Origin of the sequence: Ochrobactrum sp. C6C9, from assembly GCF_022627935.1 — a bacterium.
Lineage (GTDB): Bacteria > Pseudomonadota > Alphaproteobacteria > Rhizobiales > Rhizobiaceae > Brucella > Brucella teleogrylli.
This window is the reverse complement of sequence record NZ_JABXGB010000016.1, coordinates 1-23,519: the sequence shown is the minus strand read 5'-3', so window position 1 is coordinate 23,519 and position 23,519 is coordinate 1. Positions and strand designations below refer to the sequence as shown.

The window sequence follows — 23,519 nt, the reverse complement described above, 5'->3', positions numbered from 1 at the left end:
CCATCATCATGGAGAGGCTAAACATGAAGTATCGTCTGCCCCTGTATGTTTCTGGGCTTGCTTCGGCTTGCGCCGTCGCGCTCTCGCTCAGCTTCGGCGCTGCCAAGGCCGAGGTTTCGCCGCTGGATCTCGTCCAGCCGATTGCCGACTACAAGGTCTATGTGCAGGAGCACCTCGACATTCTGGTGAAGGACACCAAGGCTTTCACGGATGCGATCAAGGCTGGCGATCTGGCGAAGGCCAAAGAACTCTATCCGTCCTCGCGCGTCTCCTATGAAAAGATCGAGCCGATTGCCGAACTTTTCGCGGATCTCGATGCATCCATCGATAGCCGCGCCGACGATCATGAGAATGGCGAGAAGTCGGAAGATTTCACCGGCTTCCACCGCCTCGAATATGGCCTGTTCGCACAGAACACGACCGATGGCCTGACGCCTTTTGCGGACAAGCTCTATGCCGATGTTCTGGAACTCCAGAAGCGTGTAAAAGACCTGACTGTTCCGCCCGAAAAGGTCGTGGGCGGTGCAGCCGCACTCATGGAGGAAGTGGCTGCTGGCAAGATTTCCGGCGAAGAAGACCGTTACAGCCACACCGACCTTTGGGATTTCAAGGCCAATGTCGATGGCGCGCAGAAGATTGTCGAGTTGTTCAAGCCGCTGATCGAGAAGGAAAATCCTGACCTGATCAAGAAGGTCGAAGCCAACTTCAAGACCGTTGACGATATTCTTGCCAAGTACAAGAAGGGCGACGGCTACGAAACCTATGACAAGCTGTCGGAAGACGACCGCAAGGCGCTTGCCGGTCCGGTGACGACGCTGGCCGAAGACCTGTCCACGCTGCGCGGCACGCTTGGCCTGAACTAATCCGTTCCAGTAATGGAAAATGAAAATGGCGGGCAATGCCCGCCATTTTCTTTTGGTCAGATCGCGCCCGGATAGACTCTGACGGGGCGATTGTCCTTGACGGATTCCATCACCACGAAGGTCGATGTGCTTGCCACATTGGGCAGGCTGGAAATCTTCTCGCCCAGCACTTCGCGATAGCGACGGATATTTGGTGTACGCACTTTCAAAAGATAATCGAACGAGCTCGCGATCATGTGGCACTCTTCCACCTCGCGTATCTTGCGCACCGCCGTGTTGAAGGCGTTGAGCGCCGCCTCGCGTGTGTCGGACAGTTTGACCGTCGTGAAGGCGATGTGATCGATGCCAAGTTTCTCCGGATCGATAGCCGCGCGAAAGCCCAGAATATAGCCTTCATCGACCAGCCTTTTCAGTCGCGCCTGACATGGCGTCTTGGAAAGACCGACCTTTTTAGACAGCTCGGTTACCGGAATTCTGCCGTCTTCGCTGAGAACTTCCAGAATGCGCCGGTCGAACTGATCCAGATCGTCTATAGACTCTATCTTTCGCATTCATTTTGCCTTTATAGATCGCGATAATAAGATCGTTTTTCCTTTATATGGTTCAAATCAAGGCAGAATGCAATTTGCGCCGATGATAGTGTGCACCCAAATAAAACAGAGGTAAACTGGGCGTTACGCCCGGGCCTGTTCTCTTTTGCGAGCCTTGCACCATGACCGATAAAATTCCAGCTCCCACAAATCCGGTTTTCCAGAATTTTGCGCCGCCGATCCGCGAGCAGAGCGCTCTGCGTCAGATCATCACGAGCGCCTATCGTCGTTCGGAAGCGGAATGCGTGACGGCTCTGGTTGAGCAGGCGACACTGCCGGATGAAACCCGCAAGGCGGTGCGCGCAACGGCGCGCAAGCTGATCGAGGCGCTGCGCGCCAAGCACAAGGGCACCGGCGTTGAAGGTCTGGTGCATGAATATTCGCTGTCGAGCCAGGAAGGCGTGGCGCTGATGTGCCTTGCCGAAGCGCTGCTGCGTATTCCAGACATGGCGACCCGCGACGCGCTTATTCGCGACAAGATTTCCAACGGCGACTGGAAGTCCCATATCGGCGGCGGTCGCTCGCTGTTCGTCAATGCTGCCACCTGGGGCCTCGTCGTCACCGGTAAGCTGACCAACACCGTCAATGATCGCGGCCTTTCGGCTGCGTTGACGCGCCTGATCGCCCGCTGCGGCGAGCCGGTTATCCGCCGTGGCGTCGATATGGCCATGCGCATGATGGGCGAGCAGTTCGTCACCGGCGAAACCATTGATGAAGCGCTGAAGCGCGCCAAGCCGCTCGAAGAACGCGGCTTCCGTTACTCCTACGATATGCTGGGCGAGGCCGCGACCACCGCTGCCGACGCCGAGCGCTACTACAAGGATTACGAAACCGCCATTCATGCCATTGGCCGCGCTTCCGCTGGTCGCGGCATCTATGACGGCCCCGGCATTTCCATCAAGCTTTCGGCGCTGCATCCGCGTTATGTCCGCTCGCAGAGCGAACGCGTCATGGGTGAATTGCTGCCGAAGGTGAAGGCACTCGCGGCCATCGCCAAGTCCTACAATATCGGTCTGAACATTGACGCCGAAGAAGCTGACCGTCTGGAACTGTCTCTCGATCTGTTGCAGAGCCTGATCGAAGATCCGGATCTGGCCGATTGGGAAGGCATCGGCTTCGTGGTGCAGGCCTATGGCAAGCGCTGCCCGTTCGTGCTCGATTTCATCATCGATCTGGCCCGCCAGAACAAGCGCCGTGTCATGGTGCGTCTGGTGAAGGGCGCTTATTGGGACGCCGAAATCAAGCGCGCGCAGGTGGACGGTCTGGAAGACTTCCCGGTCTATACCCGCAAGGTGCACACCGACGTTTCCTACATTGCCTGCGCTCGCAAGCTGCTGGCGGCAACCGATGCCGTCTTCCCGCAGTTCGCGACCCACAATGCGCAGACGCTGGCGACGATCTATCACATCGCCGGCCAGGATTTCAAAACCGGCAAGTTCGAATTCCAGTGCCTGCACGGCATGGGTGAGCCGCTTTATGACGAAGTTGTCGGCCCGTCCAAGCTTGGCCGTCCGGCCCGCATTTATGCGCCGGTTGGCACGCATGAAACACTGCTGGCCTATCTGGTGCGCCGCCTGCTCGAAAACGGCGCGAACTCATCCTTCGTCAATCGCATTGGCGATGAAAATGTGTCCGTTGATGAGCTGGTCGCCGATCCGGTCGAGGTCGTGCGCTCCATGGCCGTCGTCGGTGCGCGCCATGACCAGATTGCGCTGCCGGAAGGTCTCTATGGCGCTCGCCAGAATTCCGCCGGTTTCGACCTGTCCAACGAAGTGACGCTCGATGCGCTGAGCAAGAAGCTTGAAGCGACGGCAGATCGCAGCTGGACGTCCGAGCCGCAGGTTGCAGGCGTCAAGGTAAAGGGCGCAAGCCGCCCGGTTCTCAACCCCGGCGACCACGAAGACGTTGTCGGCACGGTCACGGAAATCGACGCCGCTGATGTTGCCAAGGCGATGGCCATTGCAAAGACGGCGACTGCAAGCTGGTCCGCCGTTGCGCCCACCGAACGCGCCGCTTGCCTTGATCGCGCTGCCGACATCATGCAGCGCGACATGCCGGAACTGCTCGGCCTCGTGATGCGTGAAGCGGGCAAGTCCATGCCGAACGCCATTGCCGAAGTGCGCGAAGCCATCGACTTCCTGCGCTATTATGCCGAACAGACCCGCCGCACATTTGGCGTTGCGCATAAGGCGCTCGGTCCAATCATCTGCATCAGCCCGTGGAACTTCCCGCTCGCTATCTTCACCGGCCAGATTGCAGCCGCGCTTGTCGCTGGCAATCCGGTTCTGGCGAAGCCTGCTGAGGAAACGCCGCTGATCGCAGCGCAGGGCGTGCGTATCCTGCACGAAGCCGGTATTCCCGCTGACGCGCTTCAGCTCCTGCCGGGCGATGGTCGCATCGGTGCGGCACTGGTTGCAGCGTCGGAAACCTGCGGCGTGATGTTCACTGGCTCGACGGAAGTTGCGCGACTCATTCAGGCGCAGCTTGCTTCGCGCCTGCTGCCAAACGGCAAACCGATCCCGCTGATCGCCGAAACCGGCGGCCAGAACGCCATGATCGTCGATTCTTCGGCTCTGGCCGAACAGGTTGTCTTCGACGTGATCGCTTCTGCCTTCGACAGTGCCGGTCAGCGCTGCTCGGCGCTGCGTGTGCTTTGCCTGCAGGAAGATGTGGCCGACCGCATTCTGGTCATGCTCAAGGGCGCGCTGCGCGAATTGTCCATAGGGCGCACCGACAAGCTGAAGGTTGATATCGGCCCGGTCATCACCGATGAAGCCAAGAGCATCATCGAAAAGCACATTCAGGGCATGCGTGAGCTTGGCCGCAAGGTCGAGCAGCTTCCGCTGGGACCGGAAACGGCCAAGGGCACCTATGTTGCGCCGACCATCATCGAAATCGAAACGCTGCGCGATCTGAAGCGTGAAGTGTTCGGCCCGGTTCTGCATGTGGTGCGCTACAAGCGCGACGACATGGAGCGCCTGATCGATGATATCAACGCCACGGGCTATGGTCTGACCTTCGGTCTGCATACGCGCCTTGATGAAACCATCGCCAATGTCGCCGACCGTATCCGCGTCGGTAACATCTATATCAACCGCAACGTCATCGGTGCGATTGTCGGCGTTCAGCCGTTCGGTGGCCGCGGCCTGTCCGGCACCGGCCCGAAGGCGGGTGGTCCGCTCTATCTCGGACGTCTGGTTGATACCGCTCCGATCCCGCCGCGCCATAGCTCGGTACACACCGATGCAGCGCTCAAGGATTTCGCGAAGTGGCTTGGCCAGCGCGGCATGAACGATCTGGCGCAGGCAGCGCGTGAGACGGGCAGCGTTTCGGCGCTCGGTCTCGATATCGAGCTGCCGGGTCCGGTTGGTGAACGCAACCTCTATGCGCTGCATCCGCGTGGTCGCATCCTGCTGGTGCCGCAGACCGAGATAGGTCTCTATCGCCAGCTGACAGCAGCGCTTGCCACCGGCAACACGGCGGCAATCGATGCGGCTTCCGGCTTGCAGGCCAGCCTGAAAGACTTGCCAGCCAGCGTTGCCGCCCGCATCGGCTGGAGCAAGGACTGGCAGGCGGATGCGCCTTTCGCCGGTGCACTTGTCGAAGGTGACAGTGCGCGCATTCTTGAGGTCAACCAGAAGATCGCGGGGCTGCCGGGACCATTGGTTCTGACGCAGGCCGCATCGACGGAAGAACTGGCCGCCAAGGACGATGCTTACTGCCTCAACTGGCTTTTGGAAGAGGTCTCGACCTCGATCAACACGACGGCTGCAGGCGGCAATGCCAGCCTGATGGCAATCGGCTAACCGGTCTCGCTCTTGAAATTGAAAAAGGCGGCTTTCGAGCCGCCATTTTCTTTTTCATAGCTCCGATGCTCAATCCACCACGCACGATATGCAATGCCGTCCCTGGCATTGGTGCAGCGGATGATCAGAAGAGAATTGCGGGACCATAAGAGAGGCTCCGGATTTCCGGGGCTTTCTTTCAGATATATTGGATTTCCCAGGGAGTTGCTACGTCAGGTGTGAAGTAAACAACCTCATCTTTTGCAGCGCTGGAAAGATACAGAGAAGCGCTTCCAGCATTCGTGATGATCGTTTTGTTGTTAGCGTTGTACTTAAGTTCCACAGGTGACGCAAAATCGGGCTTGGCAGCCCTTAGGATGGGGAATTCTTTGGGGTCACTGGAGAATGAAATCAGATGTACCCCAAGAGGCTCCATTCTTAGAATGAAGACATTTTCATCCGGGGTTACTGGAACCAAAGCCCAAGTCTCGTAAATAGTTTGACTCTGGTATCCACCAATATCCAGTGTTACGTCATACGTTCCATCTCCCACTGGCCCGCTCCCGCAGACCAAATAGCTTTCATTTTCATTATCGTATATTTTCACTTTTTTGTACATAATAACTCTATTGATTTTGTTAAATTTTGTCTCTTTATACGGATGTTTTTCATGGAATTATACTGACAGTATTGCCGGTTCTGTTTTCATCATCTGCAAGATTGGGTTATCACGCAGGAAATAGAGTTGTAGCTCGGGATGATTTTTGAAGCAGCCCCTTCGCAAGGGGCGGGGTTGCCATCTCATGGTCGCAATAACGTCTCACGCCGTAGGCAGTTAGGAAGATCGTTGAGAACCTGCTTGTAGCGGGAGACACGTTCATACGCGACCGTTCTGGAGCACTGATGATTGCCTATGTGGCTGCGGCGCGTTTGGTTTTTGTACCCGTTCCCGGTGCAGTAGATGATCCGAAGATGGCTGTTGGACTATAAGAAAATCCAAATATTAAATTGTCTTATTCCAGTCATACTGGATTTCCCAGTATTTCTGCGGTTCTATATCAAAATAAGCGAAAGATTCTTTGAGGTCGCTGGTAAGATACAGAGAGGAGCTTCCAGCATTTGTTTTGATGCTATTTTCTTTCGCGTTATATATAAGTTCTACGGGCGATTTATAGCTGGTTTTGGCGGCCCACGCGGTGTGTGCCGTTGGTATAGGATTAATCGGGCTTTGGGGATCGAACATAAACAGATTCACTTGAATGGGTGCTATCTCGAGAATGAAGACATGCTGATCTTGCCAAGCTAGGGTCCAGGTTTGGTAAAAATCTTCAATTGAGGGGTTTTTATTTAATTCTACTGGGTGAATTCCATCCCATGTTGATCTCCGGCAAACCAAGTATGCTCTATGTTCAGAGTTGTATATCTTAACATGCTGCGACATTTTATTCCCTAAAAAATGATTTTCTTTAGATTTATACCTAAAATATTTTTTTCATTATGGTACTGACAGTACTGCCGTCTTCCGCTCTCATCTTTTACGAGGTTGGATTATCGCGCTGATAAATCCAGTCGTGATCGGGGTGGTTCTTGAAGCGCCATTTGCGCAAAGGTCCGGCCATGACGTTGAGATAATACATCTCATAGCCATAGGGCGAGCCGCAGGGGTGGTGCCCCTTCGGGACCAGCACGACATCACCATCTGAAACAGCCATTGTTTCATCGAGGCTGCCATCTTCGGTGAAGACGCGCTGGATGCCATAGCCCTGCGCCGGATTGAGCCGGTGGTAATAAGTCTCCTCCAGATAGGTCATATCCGGATAATTGTCCTCGTCATGCCGGTGCGGCGGATAGGACGACCAGTTGCCCTGTGGCGTGAAGACTTCCGTCACCAGCAGGCTGTCGGCAACATCGCGGCCTTCCATCGCGATATTGTGAATGTAGCGCGTGTTGGAACCCTTGCCGCGCTGCTCCAGCGTCAGGCCTTCGGGGCCAAGTTTCTGCGCCTTGCGTCCGGGCTTGCCGGGTGCTGTGCAGACGGCGAGGACGCAATCGCTTGTCGCTATGGCGAGCCAATCGCTTTCCGCCGGAACATAGACGCAATGCGGCGGCAGCTTGTCGAACACGCTCATGCGTTCGCCCATTTCGCCAAAATCTTCGCCCGATGCGGTGATTTTGGCCTTGCCTTCCACCAGCACCAGAATGACTTCGTTGACATCGGTCCGCTCGGAGACCGTGTCGCCCGGTTTCAACCGGTAGAGACCGAAACCGACATAACCCCATTCGGCACTTTCCGGCGTGATGTCGTGGACTTTGCCATGCGTGCCTTGCGGCTTGCGTAACAGATTAGCCATGTCTCAGTCTCCCTTGTCGAGCCCTGCGTCCCTGGCGAATGCTTTCAGCGATTTCAGCCCCAGCGTCTGATATTCGAACGGGTTGCGAATATCCGGGTCCTGTTCGGCTTCGATGACGAGCCAGCCCTGATAGCCGTGTTCGGCAGCTTGCTTGAGAACAGGTACGAAATCGACCGCGCCTTCCTTGTCGCCCGGAACCGTGAACACGCCGCGACGCACCCCTTCAAGGAAGGAAAGGCTTTGGTCGCTGACTTCGGTTGCAATAGTCGGGCGAACATTCTTGGCGTGGATATGGCCGACGCGCGCCATATGCTTTTTTGCTGCGCGCTCAGGATCGCCACCGCCAAACAGGCAATGCCCGGTGTCGAGCAGGAGTTTCGTCGCCGGGCCAGTATGGTGCATCAGCAGGTCGATTTCGTCCTCGCTTTGCACGATCGTGCCCATATGGTGATGATAAACGAGCGCAATCCCCTGTTGAGCCGCATGAGCTGCGAGCGCTTCGACGCCAGCGCCGAAAGTTGGCCAGCGCGCTTCTTCCAGCACGGGGCGTTCGGAAAGCGGCTTGTCGTTATCGCCGTGAATGGCGTTGGAGGTTTCGCAGACGATGATGACCTTCGAGCCCATGGCCTTCAGAAGGTCAAGCGCGGGCTGCATCGCGGCTTTCTCGTCTTCGACCGAATTGACGAGCAGGTTGAGCGAGTGCCAGCCGGAAACATAACGCAATCCCCGCAGCTCCAGCACAGCCTTGAGCGCTTGTGGTTCCTGCGGGAATTTATGGCCCTTTTCGATGCCGTCGAAGCCGATTTTCGCCGCTTCATCCAGGCATTGATCCAGCGTGATATGCGCGCCGAGGCTGCGGTCGTCATCATTGGACCAGGCAATGGGATTGGTGCCGTACAAGATCATCGGTCAGTTTCTTTCTTTCAGCTGAGCTTCATAGGCGCGGCGGGCAGCGCGTACCTGTTCGCGCTCCGATACTTCCGGCACGGCAACATCCCACCACCAGCCGCCAGTGTCAGGCGTCGGGTAGGGATCGGTATCGATGACGATCACACTTGTGCGTGGGCTTTCGCGTGTTTCGGCAAGGGCCGCTTCCAGCTCCGTGATCGACGTAACCTTGCGTGTATCCGCACCCATGGCGCGGGCATGCGCGGCGAAGTCGATCTGCGACGGGTTCACATGGGCGGCATGGTCGAGCAGATTGTTGAATTCCGCGCCACCAGTGGCCATTTGCAGCCGGTTGATGCAGCCAAAGCCGTGATTGTCCGTCAGGACAACGGTGATTTTCTGGCCCAGCATCACGGCGGTGGCGAGTTCGGAGTTTGCCATCATGTAGGAGCCATCGCCAACCATGACGATGACGTCGCGGTCCGGCTCAGCCATCTTGATGCCAAGGCCACCCGCAATTTCATAGCCCATGCAGGAGAAGCCATACTCCATGTGATAGGACATGGCGCGCCCGGCCTTCCAGAGCTGGTGCAACTCGCCCGGCATCGTACCGGCTGCGCACATGACAACCGTATTGTCGCGTGACTGGCGTTGTACGGCACCGATGACCTGCATGTCGGTGGGCAGGGCATTGCCCTCCGTTGGTGCAGCGGTGATCCGGTCGGCATCGGCAAACCATTTGTCTTTCAATCCCATGTCAACAGGCAAGCGCTTGTAGCCTGAAAGCGCAGTGTCAAGCGCCTGCAACCCGATCCGCGCATCCGCCACCAAAGGCAGCGCATTGTGCTTCGCCCCGTCATAGGGCTGGACGTTGAGCGACAAGAGCTTGCGGCCCGGATGCTTGAACAGCGCCCATGAGCCGGTGGTGAAATCCTGAAAGCGAGTGCCAACGCCGATCACCAGATCCGCTTCGGCGGCAACAGCATTGGCGCTGTCGGCACCCGTCACACCAACCGGGCCGAAATTGAGCGGATGATCCCATGGCAGTGCGGATTTACCGGCCTGCGTTTCGATGACGGGAATGCCGTGCGTTTCGGCAAATTGCTTCAAAGCCTCATGCGCGCCGGAATAATGCACGCCGCCGCCTGCGACGATCACAGGCTTGGATGCGTTGCGGATTGCGGCGATGGCGGTTGCGAGCTCCAGTTCATCCGGCGGAGGGCGACGCCAATGCCAGACTTTCGGCGCGAAGAATTCCAGCGGCCAGTCATAGGCTTCCGCCTGAACATCCTGACAGAAGGCGAGTGTCACCGGGCCACAATCGGCTGGATCGGTCATGGTGCGGAAGGCGCGGGGCAGGGCGGTGAGAAGCTGTTCCGGTCGGGTGATGCGGTCGAAGTAGCGGCTCACCGGGCGGAAACAGTCGTTGACGGTCATGGTGCCGTCGTCGAAATCCTCGATCTGCTGCAGCACGGGATCGGGGCCGCGATTGGCGAAGACATCGCCGGGAATAAGCAGAACGGGCAGGCGGTTCACATGGGCCAGCGCTGCCGCCGTCACCATATTGGTCGCGCCGGGGCCAATGGAGGATGTGACGGCGCAGGCGCGTTTGCGGCCAAGCTGCTTGGTATAGGCGATGGCCGCATGGGCCATGGTCTGCTCGTTATGGCCGCGCCATGTCGGCAACTGCTCGCGGATGCCGTAAAGCGCCTCGCCCAGCCCCGCCACATTGCCATGACCGAAAATAGCCCATACACCCGCGATGAATGTGTCGCCTTCCGGCGTCATCTGGTTCGCGAGATAACGCACCAGCGCTTGCGCGGCAGTCAGTCGAACGGTTGTCATGTCTCCTCCCGAGATATGAATCAGTGTCTGCGCAGTTTGTCCCAGACATCGCACAGGTTTTTGTAGCGCGCGACCATTTCGGCAACGGCCTCATCATCGCTGATCTTACCATTTAGCCATTTGCGCGCTGCGTCACCGAAGATGGTTCTGCCGACCGCAAAGCCTTTCACAAGATCGAAGCCTGCCGCTATTGCGAGGCTCGATTCCAGCTCCTCGGCTGGCGCATCAAGACCCAGAACCACGATGCCACGCGTGTAAGGATCGTTGCGGGTGATGGCTTCACAGGCATTGGCCCAGGCCGCCTTGGTCTTCATCGGTTCCAGCTTCCACCAGTCAGGATAGACGCCGATATCGTAGAAGCGCTGGATGACGCGCGCGGTGGTCTCGTCATCGACCGGCCCGGCCTTGGACGGAATGATCTCCAGCAGAAACTCCAGCCGGTTGCGGCGCGCCGCCGTGAACAGCCGTTTGACGGTCGCTTCCTGTTCGGCCTTCATATCCGCCGTATCGTCCGGGTGGTAGAAACAGAGAAGCTTCACCACATGTTCCACCGGCCATTCCACGAGTCCGCCGCAATCGGCTCCGAGGTCTGGTTCCAGCTTTAGCGGACGCGAACCCGGCCATTCGGTCGGGCGTCCGATCCATAGGCCGGAGCCAGCCGCCCGGTAGAGCGCGTCACGACCCAGCCTACCATCGCACAGGATGCCATAGCCGCCGCTTCCGCCGGAAACCTGCAAGGCGGCGTCGAGGCAGAGACGTTTGAATTCGCCGATCTTGGTGTTATCCACGCCGGCCTCGGCAGCCATTTCTTCCAGCTGGATGCGATGATCGAAAGCGAAAACCCGCATATGCGGCCAGTCGCCATTGCGGTTGGTGGACCAATGCACCTGTTCCAGTTGCGCATCCTTGCGCAGCGCATGATTTCGAATGCCGTTGCGGAAGAAATATTGCATTTCTTCGAAGCTTGGATAAGCGGGCGTGCAGCCATGCCGGGAGACGGCGAAAGCACCGCAGGCATTGGCGAATTTCAGGCTGGTCGGCCAGTCCTCGCCCTTCAGCCAGCCGCGCAACAGGCCGGACATGAAGCCATCGCCCGCGCCCAGCACATTGAAAACTTCGATGGGAAAGCCTTCTCCGCTCTGCCCCTTGTCGAGATTGTCTGGAATAGCGCCTTCGAAAACCACCGCGCCCATCGGCCCGCGCTTGCAGACAAGAACGGCATCGGTGATCTTGCGCACAGCGGTGAGGGCTGCAAGCGTATCGGTCGAGCCGCCTGCAATGTGAAACTCTTCCTCCGTGCCTACGATGAGGTCAAAAAGCGGCAGGCTCGATTGCAGCTTTGCGGTGACGGCAGCAGATTCGATGAAACGGTTTTCGCCATCGCCATGCCCTGAAAGACCCCAAAGATTGGGGCGATAATCGATATCGAGCGCGGTGCGACTGCCATTCTGGCGCGCAAGGCGCAGCGCCTTGAGGACAGCGGCTTCCGTGCGCGGATGCGACAGATGGGTGCCGGTTGCGAGAACGCATCCAGCTTCAGCGATGAAATACGGGTCGATATCATCTTCGCAAAGCGCCATGTCGGCGCAGTTCTCGCGGTAGAAAATCAGCGGAAAATGCTGCTGGTCGCGGATGCCCAGAATGACCAGTGCGGTCAAACGTTGCGGATCGGTGACGATGCCGCGGGTGTCTACACCTTCCCGTTCCAACTCGCGCAGCAGGAAACGGCCCATATGCTCATCGCCGACGCGCGTGATCAGTGCGGATTTGAGGCCGAGCCGGGCGGTGCCCGTTGCGATATTCGTCGGGGAGCCGCCGACATATTTGTTGAAGGAAGCCATATCTTCGAGAAGGCCGCCGATCTGCGCGCCATAGAGGTCCACCGAAGACCGGCCAATCGTTATCAAGTCGAGCGGCTTCTCCATGAAATGCGCTTCCTCCCTCGGCACTTCTTATGATGACCGCAATGCGATTCTGTGCGCATAGCAGTTATTCCATTTCTGATTAAAATGGATTTATTATTCCATTTCAACCGAAAAATGGAATCAACCCGACTGGCGGGCGGTGCCGACGGCAACCGCAAGCGCGATAGCGAGGCAGAGTGTGGCGGAAAGCGAGCGGAAAGCGCCGAAATCCACTTCGGAGACCAGCAAGGTTTGTTGCGCAAGCTTGCTCAGCGGGCTGACGATGGTATCCGTGATGCCGACGACATTGACGCCGCGCGCGGCAGCGGATTCCGCCATCTCGACGGTTTCAGCGGAGTAGGGCGAAAAGGTGATTGCCAAAAGCACATCGCCTTTGCGGATGGCGTGCATGTTTTCCAGCTTGCCGACGGCGCTGTGCAGCATGGCCGGAACCTGCATCTTTTCCAGCGCATAAGCGAGATAGCTTGCCACAGGAAACGCGCGGCGAATGCCAACGAGGTGGATTGTCTCGGCGCGGGCGAGAATCTCGACGGCTCTTTCCAGCGCTTCCGGTTCTATAGTCTTGAGCAGGCCTTCAAGCGACGTACGCCCCGCTTCGGCAAATTCGGCCAGCAAGGCAGGCGCGCTGTTGGCTGCCGTCTCGCGCAGATGTTCCAGACGGGTCGAATAATCCGGCCAGCCGCCAGCATAGGATTCTCGGAAAAGCTTCTGCATTTCCGAAAAGCCGGAAAAGCCCAGCAATTGGCAAAACCGCATGAAGGCCGAGCTTTGCACGCCTGCGCCATCGGCCATTTCTGCGACTGTGGAAACCGCGATGCGGTCCTGATTGGCCGCGACAAAATCCGCGCATTGTTTCAGGCGCTTCGGCAGGCGGTCGGAAACTTCCAGCAGACGCGCTTCAAATTCCTTGACGGTGGTTGGGGCTGGGGATGAAGCGGAAACTGTATCCATTGCGGACTTTCCAAAAACGGTGTCTTGACAATCTTTATGCCACATTCTAGCAAAATAGAATAAATATTCCAATATGCCTTACGCGCGATCCCCAATAAACGGGACAATTAAGTGGTAAACGCATGAATGGGAATATCAATCAGTTTTGTAACCGTTTCACAGCGGCGGTTTCCTGGGAGGGATAAGGCAATGGTGACACGTCTGGCACTGCTTGGCGCAGGTCGCATCGGCAAGGTTCACGCGGGCGCGATAGCGTCCGACAGGCGCGCCAGACTGGTCGCAGTCGCCGACGCCAATGAGGCGGCGGCGCACGCGATTGCCGACGCTGCCGGTGCGGATGTGCGCACAATCGAAGAGATCGAAAAGTCCGGTGATGTGGATGCGGTGCTGATCTGCACGCCGACCAACACCCATGCCGATCTGATCGAGCGCTTTGCGCGGGCAGGTAAGGCGGTGTTCTGCGAAAAGCCGATTGATCTCGACATTGCGCGGGTGCGCGCTTGCCTGAAAGTCATCAAGGAGACCGGCGCGAAAGTGATGCTCGGTTTCAACCGCCGTTTCGATCCGCATTTTACAGCCGTGCGCAAGGCGATTGACGATGGCCAGATCGGCAAGGTCGAAATGGTGACGATCACCAGCCGCGATCCCGGCGCGCCGCCCGCCGAATATATCAAGGTTTCAGGCGGGATCTTCCGCGACATGACGATCCATGATTTTGACATGGCGCGGTTTCTTCTCGGCGAGGAAATCGACAGTGTTTCGGCCTCGGCCTCGGTGCTGGTGGACCCGAAGATTGGCGAGCTTGGCGATTTTGATAGCGCCAGCGTCATCCTCACCACGGCTTCCGGTCGTCAGTGCGTTATCTCCAATTCGCGCCGCGCCTCCTATGGCTACGATCAGCGCATTGAAGTGCATGGTTCGCTGGGCGCTGTATCGGCGGAAAACCAGCGTCCGGTATCGATAGAAATAGCTTCGAAGGATGGTTACACCCGCCCGCCGCTGCATGATTTCTTCATGACGCGTTATACGCAGGCTTATGCGGCGGAAATTGCGTCGTTCATCGATGCGCTGGATAGCGGCAAAGCGCCGTCGCCTTCCGCCGAGGATGGCTTGCAGGCCTTGGCATTGGCCGAAGCGGCTTTGCGCTCGGTCAAAGAGGGACGCCGTGTGAAAGTTGCGGACGTTCTGGCTTAGGCATTGATTTCCGTTTGCCTTTCCCGCCGCGAGGCTGCGATATGCGGATATGGCTTACAAAATCGATGACCTGCCGCTTGAGGAACTTTTCCTTGCCGTGACCAGCGCGACCGCCGCGCTGACACGACTGGACGAGCGGCTGGCGCGTTCGCCCATCTGTGATGGATTGAAACGGCGCATGCATATGCAGGACGCCGTCTCCTCCATGTGGCTGGAAGGCGAACTGGTGCATCTGGAAGACCTGGTGCTCCATGATGCGCTGATGGACAGCCGCACGCCAAGCCATGCCCTCACGGTCGCTCATGCGGTGCTACGTATGCGCCGCCAGATTGCGGGCCGTGCGGCGGGCTGGGCGTTGAGTCCTGCTGGCATGCGGCAGCTCCTGGGGCTTAATCCTGATGTTGCTGAAACACCCGAGCCAGAGCCGTCCGCCCTGTCCGACGATGACGACAGCGATCCGCTGCTTGATGATATCGACGCGCTTCTGGCACGAACGGATGCCCTGTTAAAAGGCGTGACCAGCGAACCCCGCAAGCCGAAACCTTTGCCACGCGATACGCTGATCTATGAAGACGACTGGGACGAGGCCGAGCGTCTGCAGGAATGGCGCGAAATTTTCGATTCAACCCGGCATTTGCCGCCGCTCTTGCGTGCCGCAATCATGCATGACGCCTGGTTTTCCATGCAGGTGGTGCAGCGCTCGTCCTGGATTGGCCGACTGCTGACGGCGTCTTTCCTGAACCAGTCGGGCATCGCCGCCAATCATCTGCCAGCGATCAGTATCGGTTTGCAGACGAAAAAGCCCAATGAACGCCGTTCGCCGAACCGGCTTATGCGGCTCAAGGTTTTTCTGGCGGCAATCGAAGAGGCTTCGGAAGCGGGCATGAAGGAGCATGACCGCCTGATGCTGGCGCGCGAACAGATGCAGCGCAAGCTGAAGGGGCGCCGATCCAATTCGCGTTTGCCGCAATTGATGGAACTGATCCTGAGCAATCCGCTGGTTTCCAGCCAGATGATCGAGAAGGAATTACAGGTCACGCAGCAAGGTGCGTTGAAGCTGATCGGCGAACTCAATCTGCGCGAAATGACCGGGCGAGGCCGCTTTCGCGCCTGGGGCGTTCTGTAGTTCAGGTCAGGCTGCGTCGCTCATACAGTTGTCGCGCAGATGGCTGGCGAACAGCTGGAACTCGTTGCGCCGCGCCGCATTCGCCCGCCACGCCAGCACCAGCGAACGGAAATTGTTCTTCCCCTCATAGGGCACGATGCTGAGATCGGTGCCGCGCGCCACATTGGCCTTGACAGCCAGCTCCGGCAGCAGCGTGACGCCCATACCAAACTGCACGAGCTGAACCAGCGTCATGATGCTGGTGGCGTGCACATCACCGCCGGTTTGGGCAGGCTTGGAGCCGATGGCCGCCATCACATGTTCGCGCAGGCAATGGCCGCTTTCGAGCAGCAGGAAAGGCTCATCCAGCAGATCGTCGGCATCGACGCGATCCCGATTGGCAAGCGCGTGATCACGGCGCACGGCCAGGAAAAACGGATCATGCCCGATTTCCGCCATTTCGAACTCGTCGAGGTCATAGGGGTGGGCTACAAGCGCGACGTCCAGCGTGCCAGAGCGCAGGCTTTCCAGCAGGCTGCGGGTCAGCCCTTCACGCACGGTCAGTTGCAACTCGGGAAACGCCTTGGCCGTCGCGGGCAGGACTTTCGGCAGGAAGAACGGCGCGATGGACGGAATGACGCCAAGCCGCAGGCGCGTGGTCAACGGTCGTTCGGCCTGCCGGGCATGTTCGGGCAGCTCTTCGATCCGCGCAACGATATCACGGGCGCGGGCCAGAAAATCCTCGCCAGCGGGCAAGAGTTGCATGCGTCGGCCCGTCCGGTCGATCAATGTGACGCCCAGTTCCGCTTCCAACGCCTGAATGGCAGCACTTAATGTGGACTGGGTGACGCCCACGGCTTCAGCGGCGCGCGAAAACGAACCTGCCTGTACAAGCGAGAGAAAATAGTGGAGCTGGCGAACGCTGATATTGAGCATGAAATGAAGGGCTTATCGTTATAATCGATATGAACAATCGCTTTAATCGCTTTGACCGATAGTGGTAGGTCGACTATAGATGACTCGCAAGCAGAAAATTCAGAAAATTCTGAATTTTCTGAATAACTATAGAATTTACAGGCAGGTTTTAAGATGCTCGGTATCGGCGATAAGCTCCCCTCTTTCAAGGTCACCGGTGTAAAGCCCGGTTTCAACCATCATGAAGAAAACGGTGTTTCGGCATTCGAAGAGCTGACGGAAACGAGCTTCGAAGGCAAGTGGAAGGTCATCTTCTTCTACCCGAAGGATTTCACCTTCGTCTGCCCGACTGAAATTGCAGAATTCGCTCGTCTGGCTTCGGATTTTGAAGACCGCGACGCTGTTGTTCTCGGCGGTTCCACCGACAATGAGTTCGTGAAGCTCGCATGGCGCCGCGACCACAAGGATCTCGACAAGCTGCCGATCTGGTCGTTTGCCGACACCAATGGCTCGCTGGTTGACGGCCTCGGTGTTCGTTCGCCGGATGGCGTTGCCTATCGCTACACCTTCGTTGTCGATCCGGACAACACGATCCAGCACGTTTACGCTACCAACCTCAATGTTGGCCGCGCTCCGAAGGATACGCTGCGCGTTCTCGACGCTTTGCAGACCGATGAACTGTGCCCTTGCAACCGCGAAGTCGGTGGCGAGACGTTGAAGGCAGCTTAAGCTGTCGCGCACGACCAATCAAAAGGCGGGTTCAGGCCCGCCTTTCTTTTATCCAGCAATAAGCAATAAGAGGGTTCCATGTCGATTGACGACCTGAAGTCAAAAATCCCGGATTTCGCCAAGGATGTCCGCCTCAACCTGTCGTCCATGGCCAGCGACGAAACGCTGACCCCGCAGCAGAAATACGGTCTGTTCGTGGCTTGCGGCATTGCCTCGCGCAATGCGGATGTGCGCAAGGCGCTAACCGCCGAAGCCGCAGGCAAGGTCGACGCATCGGTGGTGCAGGCTGCAAAATCGGCTGCATCCGTCATGGGCATGAACAATGTCTATTATCGCTTCGTGCATCTGGCCTCGAACAAGGACTACCGCACATTGCCAGCCAAGCTGCGCATGAATGTGATCGGCAATCCGGGCGTGGACAAGGTCGATTTCGAACTCTGGTCGCTCGCGGTTTCGGCGATCAATGGTTGCGGCATGTGCATCGACGCGCATGAAGATGTGCTGCGCAAAGCTAACGTGACGACGGAAGTCATCCAGACGGCAGCGCGTTTTGCCGCGATCATCAAGTCGGTCGCGATTGCACTCGAAGCTGCCGACGTCGAATAGGCTTTCGGCAACGGAAACGAAAAAGCCCGCGTGGATTGCTCCACGCGGGCTTTTGTTTGGCTTTCAAACTTGGCTTTATTTGCCGCGATTGAACGAGATGAAGGCAAAGCCGACCAGCGAGATCAGGGCTGCGACCACCATGTAATAGCCGACATAGTCGAAGCTGTAATGGGTGGCGAGCCACGTCGCGATATAAGGCGCGACCGAAGCGCCGAGAATTCCGGCCAGATTGAAGGTCAGCGATGCGCCGGTGTAGCGTACCGAGGTCGGGAACGGTTCGGCCAGCGCCGCGCCGATCGGACCATAGGTCATGCCCATCAGGCCGAAACCGATGATGAGGAAGGCCAGAACGCCAGCCGTACCGCCCAGGAAAAGCGGTGCCATGATCAGGCCGTAGAGACCAATCAGGATCGTGACGACGATCATCACCGGGCGCATGCCATAGCGGTCGGACAGAATAGCCGACAGCGGAATGGTCAGGCCGAAGAACACGACGCCGATCATCTGCAGGACGAGGAATTCTTCACGGCTATAGCCCAGCGCACGCGTGCCCCAGCCGAGCGAAAACACGGTCATGAGGTAGAAAAGCACGAAGGTTGCAACGGCGGCGATGGTGCCGAGGAACAGGTTCAGCTTGTGCTGCTTGAACAGCGTGGCAACCGGCACTTCAACGCGTTCGGCCTTGTCGATGGCCTTCTGGAATTCCGGCGTTTCAGCGATCTTCAGGCGGATGAAGAGGCCGACCGCGACGAGAATTGCACTGGCGATGAACGGAACGCGCCAGCCAAAGGCGAAGAACTGTTCTTCGGTGAGAACTTCGGCCAGAAACAGGAAAATGCCCGTTGCCAGAATGAAACCGACCGGCGCGCCGAGCTGCGGGAACATGCCGTACCAGGTGCGCTTGCCTTCTGGCGCGTTTTCGGTGGCGAGCAGCACGGCGCCGCCCCATTCACCGCCGAGACCGAGACCCTGGCCGAGACGGCACAGCGCCAGCAGGAGAGCGGCCCAGACGCCGATGGATTCATAGGTCGGCAGGAAGCCGATGGCGACTGTGGAAATGCCCATGGTCATGAGCGCAGCCACGAGCGTTGCCTTGCGGCCGATCCTGTCACCGAAGTGACCGAACAGCGCGCCACCAATCGGGCGGGCAAAGAACGCGATAGCAAATGTGGCAAGCGATTGAAGCAGTGCCGAATTACCATCGCTAGCAGGGAAGAACAGATGCGGGAATACAATCACCGCTGCCGTTGCATAAATGTAAAAGTCGAAGAATTCGATCGTAGTGCCGATCATGCTTGCGGCCAGAACACGGCGCGCGGAATTTTGCTGCGGAACAACCGCTTGAGCGACAGTCATTTTCTTATCCGTTTTTGTGGGCTGTTATAATTGGGAGCAGCCTCGATGCGGTTCTTTAAAACCGTGTGATACGGAATCGCAAGCAGAAAAGGGGTTTTGCGTAATTTTATGAACGCGCAACTCTTCTTTTCGAAAGAAAAGTGAAAGTGCGAGCAAAATCATGGGATGTAAGAATAGGCCTTTCAATTGTCACATCGTGTCCCTAGATTCGGGTCGGATCAATAACCGGGCATCAATTCGGATGCGGAGATGCAGTTCGTGAAACAGAACATTGGCGGCAGACGCAATATGTGGGGTCTTTCCTTCCTGCATATGCCGTCGCGCGTGTTGCTGACGGTTTTGTCAGTGCTGTTTCTCGTTTCCACACAGCTTTGTTATGCCATGGCGCATGATACGCCGACAGCAGGCGTTTCTGTCGGCTGTCGTATGAGCAAACAACAATCCGCAGACAGCGCGATGCCCGTCTCCCACCATGGGGGACAACAGGCACCCATGGATCACGGAGCAAAGGCTCCGGTCGCTTGTGTGATGATGAGTTGCGGCTGTATTGTGCAGTTGAGCGCCGATATTGGCGCATTCGCGCCGTCACAGGATTTTGGTCATCCGCCACTCGTTGCCGCACTGAGCAGCAATGCCCGCCATGACCTTCTGCGACCTCCAATAACACTTCCGCTTTAATCGCTCAAAACGCTGTCGATCCATCGGCGGCGACAGGATTATTGTCTGGAATTCTATTTGGAGACTTCACTATGCGTGGATTAACTCGCCGCCGCCTGCTCGCGCTCGGCGCGGGCGCGGCAAGCTTCGCCGCTGTTCGCCCTTTGACCGGCTTTGCGCAGGATGCGCATCAGAATATGGGCCACGGCGCCATGGAAATGGCCCCATCGGGCAAGGCGCAGAGCCTGCCCGTTCCGCCTTTGCTGGAACCCGATGCTTCCGGCGTCGTCCGGCTCAAGATCGGCAAGGGTCGTCATTCCTTCGCGCCGGGCAGCGATGCGGCTTCTGCCGGTATCAACGGAACCTATCTCGGCCCCGTCGTCCGGCTCAAGAATGGCGAAAACGTAACGCTTGCCGTCGAAAACGACATGGACGAGGAGACGACCCTGCATTGGCACGGGCTGTTCGTTCCGTCGAACCTTGACGGTGGGCCGCACAATCTTGTTCCGGCGGGAGGCCGCTGGGAACCAAGGGTAACGGTCAACCAACCGGCTTCGTTCAACTGGTTTCACCCGCATCTGCACGGCGGCACCGCCCGTCAGGCGCATATGGGCATTGCCGGGTTGATGATCGTCAGCGACGGCAAGGATGCCGAGCGAGGCCTGCCGGAAACCTATGGTGTGGACGATATTCCGCTGGTACTTCAGGACCGCCGTGTCATCGAAGGCGACAAGGTCTATCAGCCCGATATCATGGATCTGATGCACGGTTTTCGCGGGAACCGGCTGATCGTCAATAGCGTCATCTCGCCGGAAGCGAAGGTGCCCGCGGCAGTGGTGCGCCTGCGCATTCTCAACGGTGCCAATGCGCGCAATTTCCATGTGCGTTTCAGCGATAATCGTCCGCTGCATGTGTTTGCTTCCGATGGTGGCTTTACCGGCAAGCCGGAAGCCGTCGAACGGCTAACGATCAGCCCCGGCGAGCGTTATGAGGCGCTCGTCGATTTTTCGACGGGAGGCAATAGTGTCGAACTTCTGACCGCAAGCGATGACAGCGGCGGCGACGACCAGATGCTGATGCGGTTCAGCGTCGATAGCGCGCTTAAGGGAGGGGTCAAGGACATTCCGGCAAGTCTTGAAGCACCGGAAGCGCCAGACCCCGACAAATCGGTGCGCAGGCGTTCATTCTTCTTTGATGAGCGCATGGCTGAAAACATGAAGCTGATGATGCAAAAGCCTGCCGCAGACCCCCATGCTGGCCACAGGATGGGCCCGATGGATATGGGCGCCATGCAGGGCGGGGAGATGGACCACGACATGATGCATGGTAGCCGTTCATCCGCAGATACCGGTCCGGCGCTGGATGCGATGACGTCCGGTGTGCGCATGGCGATTGCGGGCGAACCTTTCGACATGAAGCGTATCGATGTGGAGGCCAGGCTGGGCTCATGGGAAATATGGGAACTGACCACGAAGGAAATGGCGCATCCGTTCCATATCCACGGTGCCTCTTTCCGTATCCTGACGTTGAACGGCAAGGCTCCGCCCGCCCATCAGTCGGGTTGGAAAGACACAGCGCTGATTGATGGCAAGGCCGAGCTTCTGGTACACTTCGACCGTGAAGCGGTGCGCAGTCATCCATTCATGTTCCATTGTCATGTGCTGGAGCATGAAGATGTCGGCATGATGGGGCAGTTCGTAACTGTCTGATCCAATATCGGATTGCGCGGCGGAACACTGCCGCGCAATCTTTTGCAAACTTTATAAACCGAACAATTTGTCGATCCATACGTTAGTTTTTATCCCGAAACTAATTTGAGGATGGAGGAGACGATGCGCAGCTTGATATTAGGTTCGTTACTGGCGCTTGCGACTGTGCCCGCCTTTGCGGACGACGTCAGCGTGAAAATGTTTGAGGCGCTGCCCGCAGGGCAGGGCAAGGAACTCGGCACGATTACGATTTCGCAAACCGCTGATGGCCTGCAGTTTACACCCAATTTGCAGGGCATAGCAGCGGGGGAACATGGTTTCCATGTCCACGAAAAGGGAAGCTGCGCACCGGCGGAAAAGGACGGCAAGACCGCTCCCGCAGAGGCGGCTGGCGGCCATTATGACCCCGGCCATACCAAGCATCACATGGGGCCTGAGGGCGAGGGCCATATGGGCGACCTGCCGCTGTTGAAGGCCGATGCGGACGGCAAGGTTACGGGTAGCGTGGTTTCGCCGCGTCTCAAATCGTTGGATGAAATCAAGGGTCGCGCCCTGATGGTCCATGTTGGCGGCGATAATTATGCGGATAAACCGAAGCCGCTTGGCGGTGGCGGCGCGCGCTTCGCCTGCGGCGTGATTGAATAACTCGCGCCGAATTCCCCGGAGCTGTCAGCTCCGGGGAAAGCATATTGGGCTTAGCCCCAGGTTTCGATGCGCAGTTTTGACCCATCGGAAAAGCGGGAAATATGGAACGGCGATGGATCGACCACAGGCGTTTCACCGCTCACCATATCCGCAACCAGACGGCCAGCGCCGGGGCCGATGCCGAAGCCGTGGCCGGAGAAGCCGGTCGCAACGATAAGGCCCTCAACGCCCGGAATCGGGGAAATGGTCGGAATGATATCCGGCATGGTGTCGATCAAGCCCGCCCATTCCTGTGCAATCGAGACGGAAGCAAAGGCGGGGATCGCCTGTTTCAGCTTCGACAGAATTGCTGCATTGGCGGCCCGGTGCGGTTCGGGGTCGAGCGTGCGGATTCTCTCGAAGACCGAGACCTGATCGGCGGGGCGCAGCTTCCACTGGAAGGCTTCTTCGAAGAAGCGCTTTCCGAAACGGAAACGCACATTGAACCACTCTCCACTGGATAGCGAAGGGATAAAATCTTTCAGATAGCGGAAGCTGTCGGGAACGATATCGGCAATCGAGCCGCCGAGGCTGGCGACCGTATAGCCGCCGTCCATCCGCTTGCGCAGCGCGAAATCCGAATAGGCAATGGCGGGTTCCACACCGGCATCAATCGGCGTGGTGCGGAAAACCGACGAGCGAACCTTGAGTTGCGGCAGGCGGGCATTGAACTCCGAGATAATCAGGCGCGACCATGCGCCACCAGCCACAACGACCGCCTCACAACGCACGCGGCCCTTTTCCGTCAGAACGGCAGTCACGCGGCCATTGGTCGTTTCGATGCCGCGTACCGCGCAATTCTGCATAATGACGGCACCGTCTTCCTGCGCCTTGGCGGCAAAGGCGGGCACAGCCTTTTGCGGCTCTGCGCGACCGTCAAGCGGCGTGATCATGCCGCCAGCAAGGCGACGCGTCAGGCCCGGAGCCAGCGCTTCGGCCTGCTGGCTGTTCAGAATGTCGGTTTCAATGCCATGCTCGCGCGCAGCGGCAATCCATTGTTCGTAGAGCGCCATCTGTTCGGCTTTTTCAGCCGCATAGGCAATACCGGTCACACGGAAGCCGGTTTCGCGGCCCGTGCGCTCGTTCATTCCGTCCCAAAGCCGCATGCTTTCGACGATCAGCGGCATTTCACGGGTATCGCGGCCCGTGCGGCGGCACCAGCCCCAGTTGCGGCTGGACTGTTCGCCTGCGATTTCACCCTTTTCGAACAGGGCGACCGGGATGCCACGTTCGGCCAGAAACAGGGCGGTGGAAACACCGATGACGCCGCCGCCGATAATGGCGATTTTCGTTTCTTGCGGCAGGCGTTCGGCTGTCGCGACCTTGTCCGTGACGGGCCCCATGGTCATTCTCCTAAGGTATGATA

General features: G+C 58.0%; 20 protein-coding genes and 1 pseudogene. 10 read left to right on the top strand and 11 right to left on the bottom strand.

Features of this window, described 5'->3' with window-relative positions:
• Positions 1–23: 23 nt before the first annotated feature.
• Positions 24–863 carry an iron uptake system protein EfeO gene (gene efeO, locus HWD97_RS14070; protein ID WP_109367191.1) on the top strand — a complete coding sequence of 280 codons (840 nt, stop codon included), beginning with the start codon at positions 24–26 and terminating at the stop codon, positions 861–863.
• Between the two features lie 56 nt (positions 864–919).
• On the opposite strand, the gene HWD97_RS14065 is transcribed toward efeO, so the two are convergent.
• On the bottom strand, positions 920–1,414 hold the full coding sequence (locus tag HWD97_RS14065; protein WP_109367192.1) for an Lrp/AsnC family transcriptional regulator: 495 nt from the start codon (positions 1,412–1,414) through the stop codon (positions 920–922).
• 161 nt (positions 1,415–1,575) lie between these two features.
• Here HWD97_RS14065 and putA point away from each other — a divergent pair, with 161 nt between their 5' ends.
• Positions 1,576–5,259 (top strand): trifunctional transcriptional regulator/proline dehydrogenase/L-glutamate gamma-semialdehyde dehydrogenase, encoded by a 3,684-nt coding sequence (gene putA, locus HWD97_RS14060; RefSeq protein ID WP_109367193.1) that lies wholly within the window; start codon positions 1,576–1,578, stop codon positions 5,257–5,259.
• 178 nt (positions 5,260–5,437) lie between these two features.
• On the opposite strand, the gene HWD97_RS14055 is transcribed toward putA, so the two are convergent.
• Positions 5,438–5,857, bottom strand: coding sequence for a hypothetical protein (locus tag HWD97_RS14055; RefSeq protein ID WP_109367194.1), 420 nt, complete (start codon positions 5,855–5,857; stop codon positions 5,438–5,440).
• 215 nt (positions 5,858–6,072) lie between these two features.
• On the opposite strand from HWD97_RS14055, the pseudogene HWD97_RS14050 reads away from it, so the two are divergent.
• A pseudogene (locus HWD97_RS14050) lies at positions 6,073–6,174 on the top strand (inositol monophosphatase); the annotation flags it as partial.
• 67 nt (positions 6,175–6,241) lie between these two features.
• Here HWD97_RS14050 and HWD97_RS14045 read toward each other — a convergent pair.
• The 6 genes from HWD97_RS14045 to HWD97_RS14020 form a co-directional block, all read right to left on the bottom strand.
• Positions 6,242–6,679: a hypothetical protein gene (locus tag HWD97_RS14045; RefSeq protein WP_109367195.1), complete on the bottom strand. Its 438-nt coding sequence runs from the start codon at positions 6,677–6,679 to the stop codon at positions 6,242–6,244.
• 94 nt (positions 6,680–6,773) lie between these two features.
• Positions 6,774–7,589, bottom strand: coding sequence for a 5-deoxy-glucuronate isomerase (gene iolB, locus HWD97_RS14040; RefSeq protein WP_109367196.1), 816 nt, complete (start codon positions 7,587–7,589; stop codon positions 6,774–6,776).
• Positions 7,590–7,592: 3 nt separating this feature from the next.
• The gene (iolE, locus tag HWD97_RS14035; RefSeq protein ID WP_121538225.1) at positions 7,593–8,495 is read right to left on the bottom strand and encodes a myo-inosose-2 dehydratase; all 903 of its coding nucleotides are present in this window, start codon (positions 8,493–8,495) and stop codon (positions 7,593–7,595) included.
• A 3-nt stretch (positions 8,496–8,498) separates the two neighbouring features.
• Complete coding sequence (gene iolD / locus HWD97_RS14030) at positions 8,499–10,322, bottom strand: 3D-(3,5/4)-trihydroxycyclohexane-1,2-dione acylhydrolase (decyclizing) (protein WP_121538227.1); 1,824 nt, start codon at positions 10,320–10,322, stop codon at positions 8,499–8,501.
• Between the two features lie 20 nt (positions 10,323–10,342).
• Positions 10,343–12,247 (bottom strand): 5-dehydro-2-deoxygluconokinase, encoded by a 1,905-nt coding sequence (iolC, locus tag HWD97_RS14025; RefSeq protein WP_109367199.1) that lies wholly within the window; start codon positions 12,245–12,247, stop codon positions 10,343–10,345.
• A 120-nt stretch (positions 12,248–12,367) separates the two neighbouring features.
• On the bottom strand, positions 12,368–13,198 hold the full coding sequence (locus HWD97_RS14020; RefSeq protein ID WP_109367200.1) for a MurR/RpiR family transcriptional regulator: 831 nt from the start codon (positions 13,196–13,198) through the stop codon (positions 12,368–12,370).
• A gap of 189 nt (positions 13,199–13,387) precedes the next feature.
• Here HWD97_RS14020 and iolG point away from each other — a divergent pair, with 189 nt between their 5' ends.
• Positions 13,388–14,392: an inositol 2-dehydrogenase gene (gene iolG, locus HWD97_RS14015; protein WP_109367201.1), complete on the top strand. Its 1,005-nt coding sequence runs from the start codon at positions 13,388–13,390 to the stop codon at positions 14,390–14,392.
• 49 nt (positions 14,393–14,441) lie between these two features.
• Positions 14,442–15,518: an RHE_PE00001 family protein gene (locus HWD97_RS14010; protein WP_109367202.1), complete on the top strand. Its 1,077-nt coding sequence runs from the start codon at positions 14,442–14,444 to the stop codon at positions 15,516–15,518.
• A 6-nt stretch (positions 15,519–15,524) separates the two neighbouring features.
• Here the strand turns inward: HWD97_RS14010 and HWD97_RS14005 are convergent, their stop codons facing one another.
• Positions 15,525–16,433 (bottom strand): hydrogen peroxide-inducible genes activator, encoded by a 909-nt coding sequence (locus tag HWD97_RS14005; protein ID WP_109367203.1) that lies wholly within the window; start codon positions 16,431–16,433, stop codon positions 15,525–15,527.
• Between the two features lie 153 nt (positions 16,434–16,586).
• On the opposite strand from HWD97_RS14005, the gene HWD97_RS14000 reads away from it, so the two are divergent.
• Positions 16,587–17,141 carry a peroxiredoxin gene (locus HWD97_RS14000; RefSeq protein ID WP_109367204.1) on the top strand — a complete coding sequence of 185 codons (555 nt, stop codon included), beginning with the start codon at positions 16,587–16,589 and terminating at the stop codon, positions 17,139–17,141.
• Positions 17,142–17,219: 78 nt separating this feature from the next.
• On the top strand, positions 17,220–17,747 hold the full coding sequence (locus HWD97_RS13995) for a carboxymuconolactone decarboxylase family protein (protein WP_371835157.1): 528 nt from the start codon (positions 17,220–17,222) through the stop codon (positions 17,745–17,747).
• A 75-nt stretch (positions 17,748–17,822) separates the two neighbouring features.
• Here HWD97_RS13995 and HWD97_RS13990 read toward each other — a convergent pair whose 3' ends face one another.
• Positions 17,823–19,103 carry an MFS transporter gene (locus tag HWD97_RS13990; protein ID WP_121538231.1) on the bottom strand — a complete coding sequence of 427 codons (1,281 nt, stop codon included), beginning with the start codon at positions 19,101–19,103 and terminating at the stop codon, positions 17,823–17,825.
• A gap of 249 nt (positions 19,104–19,352) precedes the next feature.
• Here HWD97_RS13990 and HWD97_RS13985 point away from each other — a divergent pair, with 249 nt between their 5' ends.
• The 3 genes from HWD97_RS13985 (at position 19,353) to sodC (ending at position 22,114) form a co-directional block, all read left to right on the top strand.
• Complete coding sequence (locus HWD97_RS13985) at positions 19,353–19,781, top strand: hypothetical protein (protein ID WP_121538233.1); 429 nt, start codon at positions 19,353–19,355, stop codon at positions 19,779–19,781.
• A gap of 71 nt (positions 19,782–19,852) precedes the next feature.
• A complete protein-coding gene (cueO, locus tag HWD97_RS13980; protein ID WP_121538235.1) occupies positions 19,853–21,469 on the top strand; it encodes a multicopper oxidase CueO in 1,617 nt (538 codons plus the stop codon).
• A 123-nt stretch (positions 21,470–21,592) separates the two neighbouring features.
• Positions 21,593–22,114, top strand: coding sequence for a superoxide dismutase family protein (gene sodC / locus HWD97_RS13975; RefSeq protein WP_121538237.1), 522 nt, complete (start codon positions 21,593–21,595; stop codon positions 22,112–22,114).
• A gap of 50 nt (positions 22,115–22,164) precedes the next feature.
• Here sodC and HWD97_RS13970 read toward each other — a convergent pair whose 3' ends face one another.
• On the bottom strand, positions 22,165–23,496 hold the full coding sequence (locus HWD97_RS13970; protein ID WP_109367210.1) for an FAD-binding oxidoreductase: 1,332 nt from the start codon (positions 23,494–23,496) through the stop codon (positions 22,165–22,167).
• Positions 23,497–23,519 lie beyond the last annotated feature (23 nt).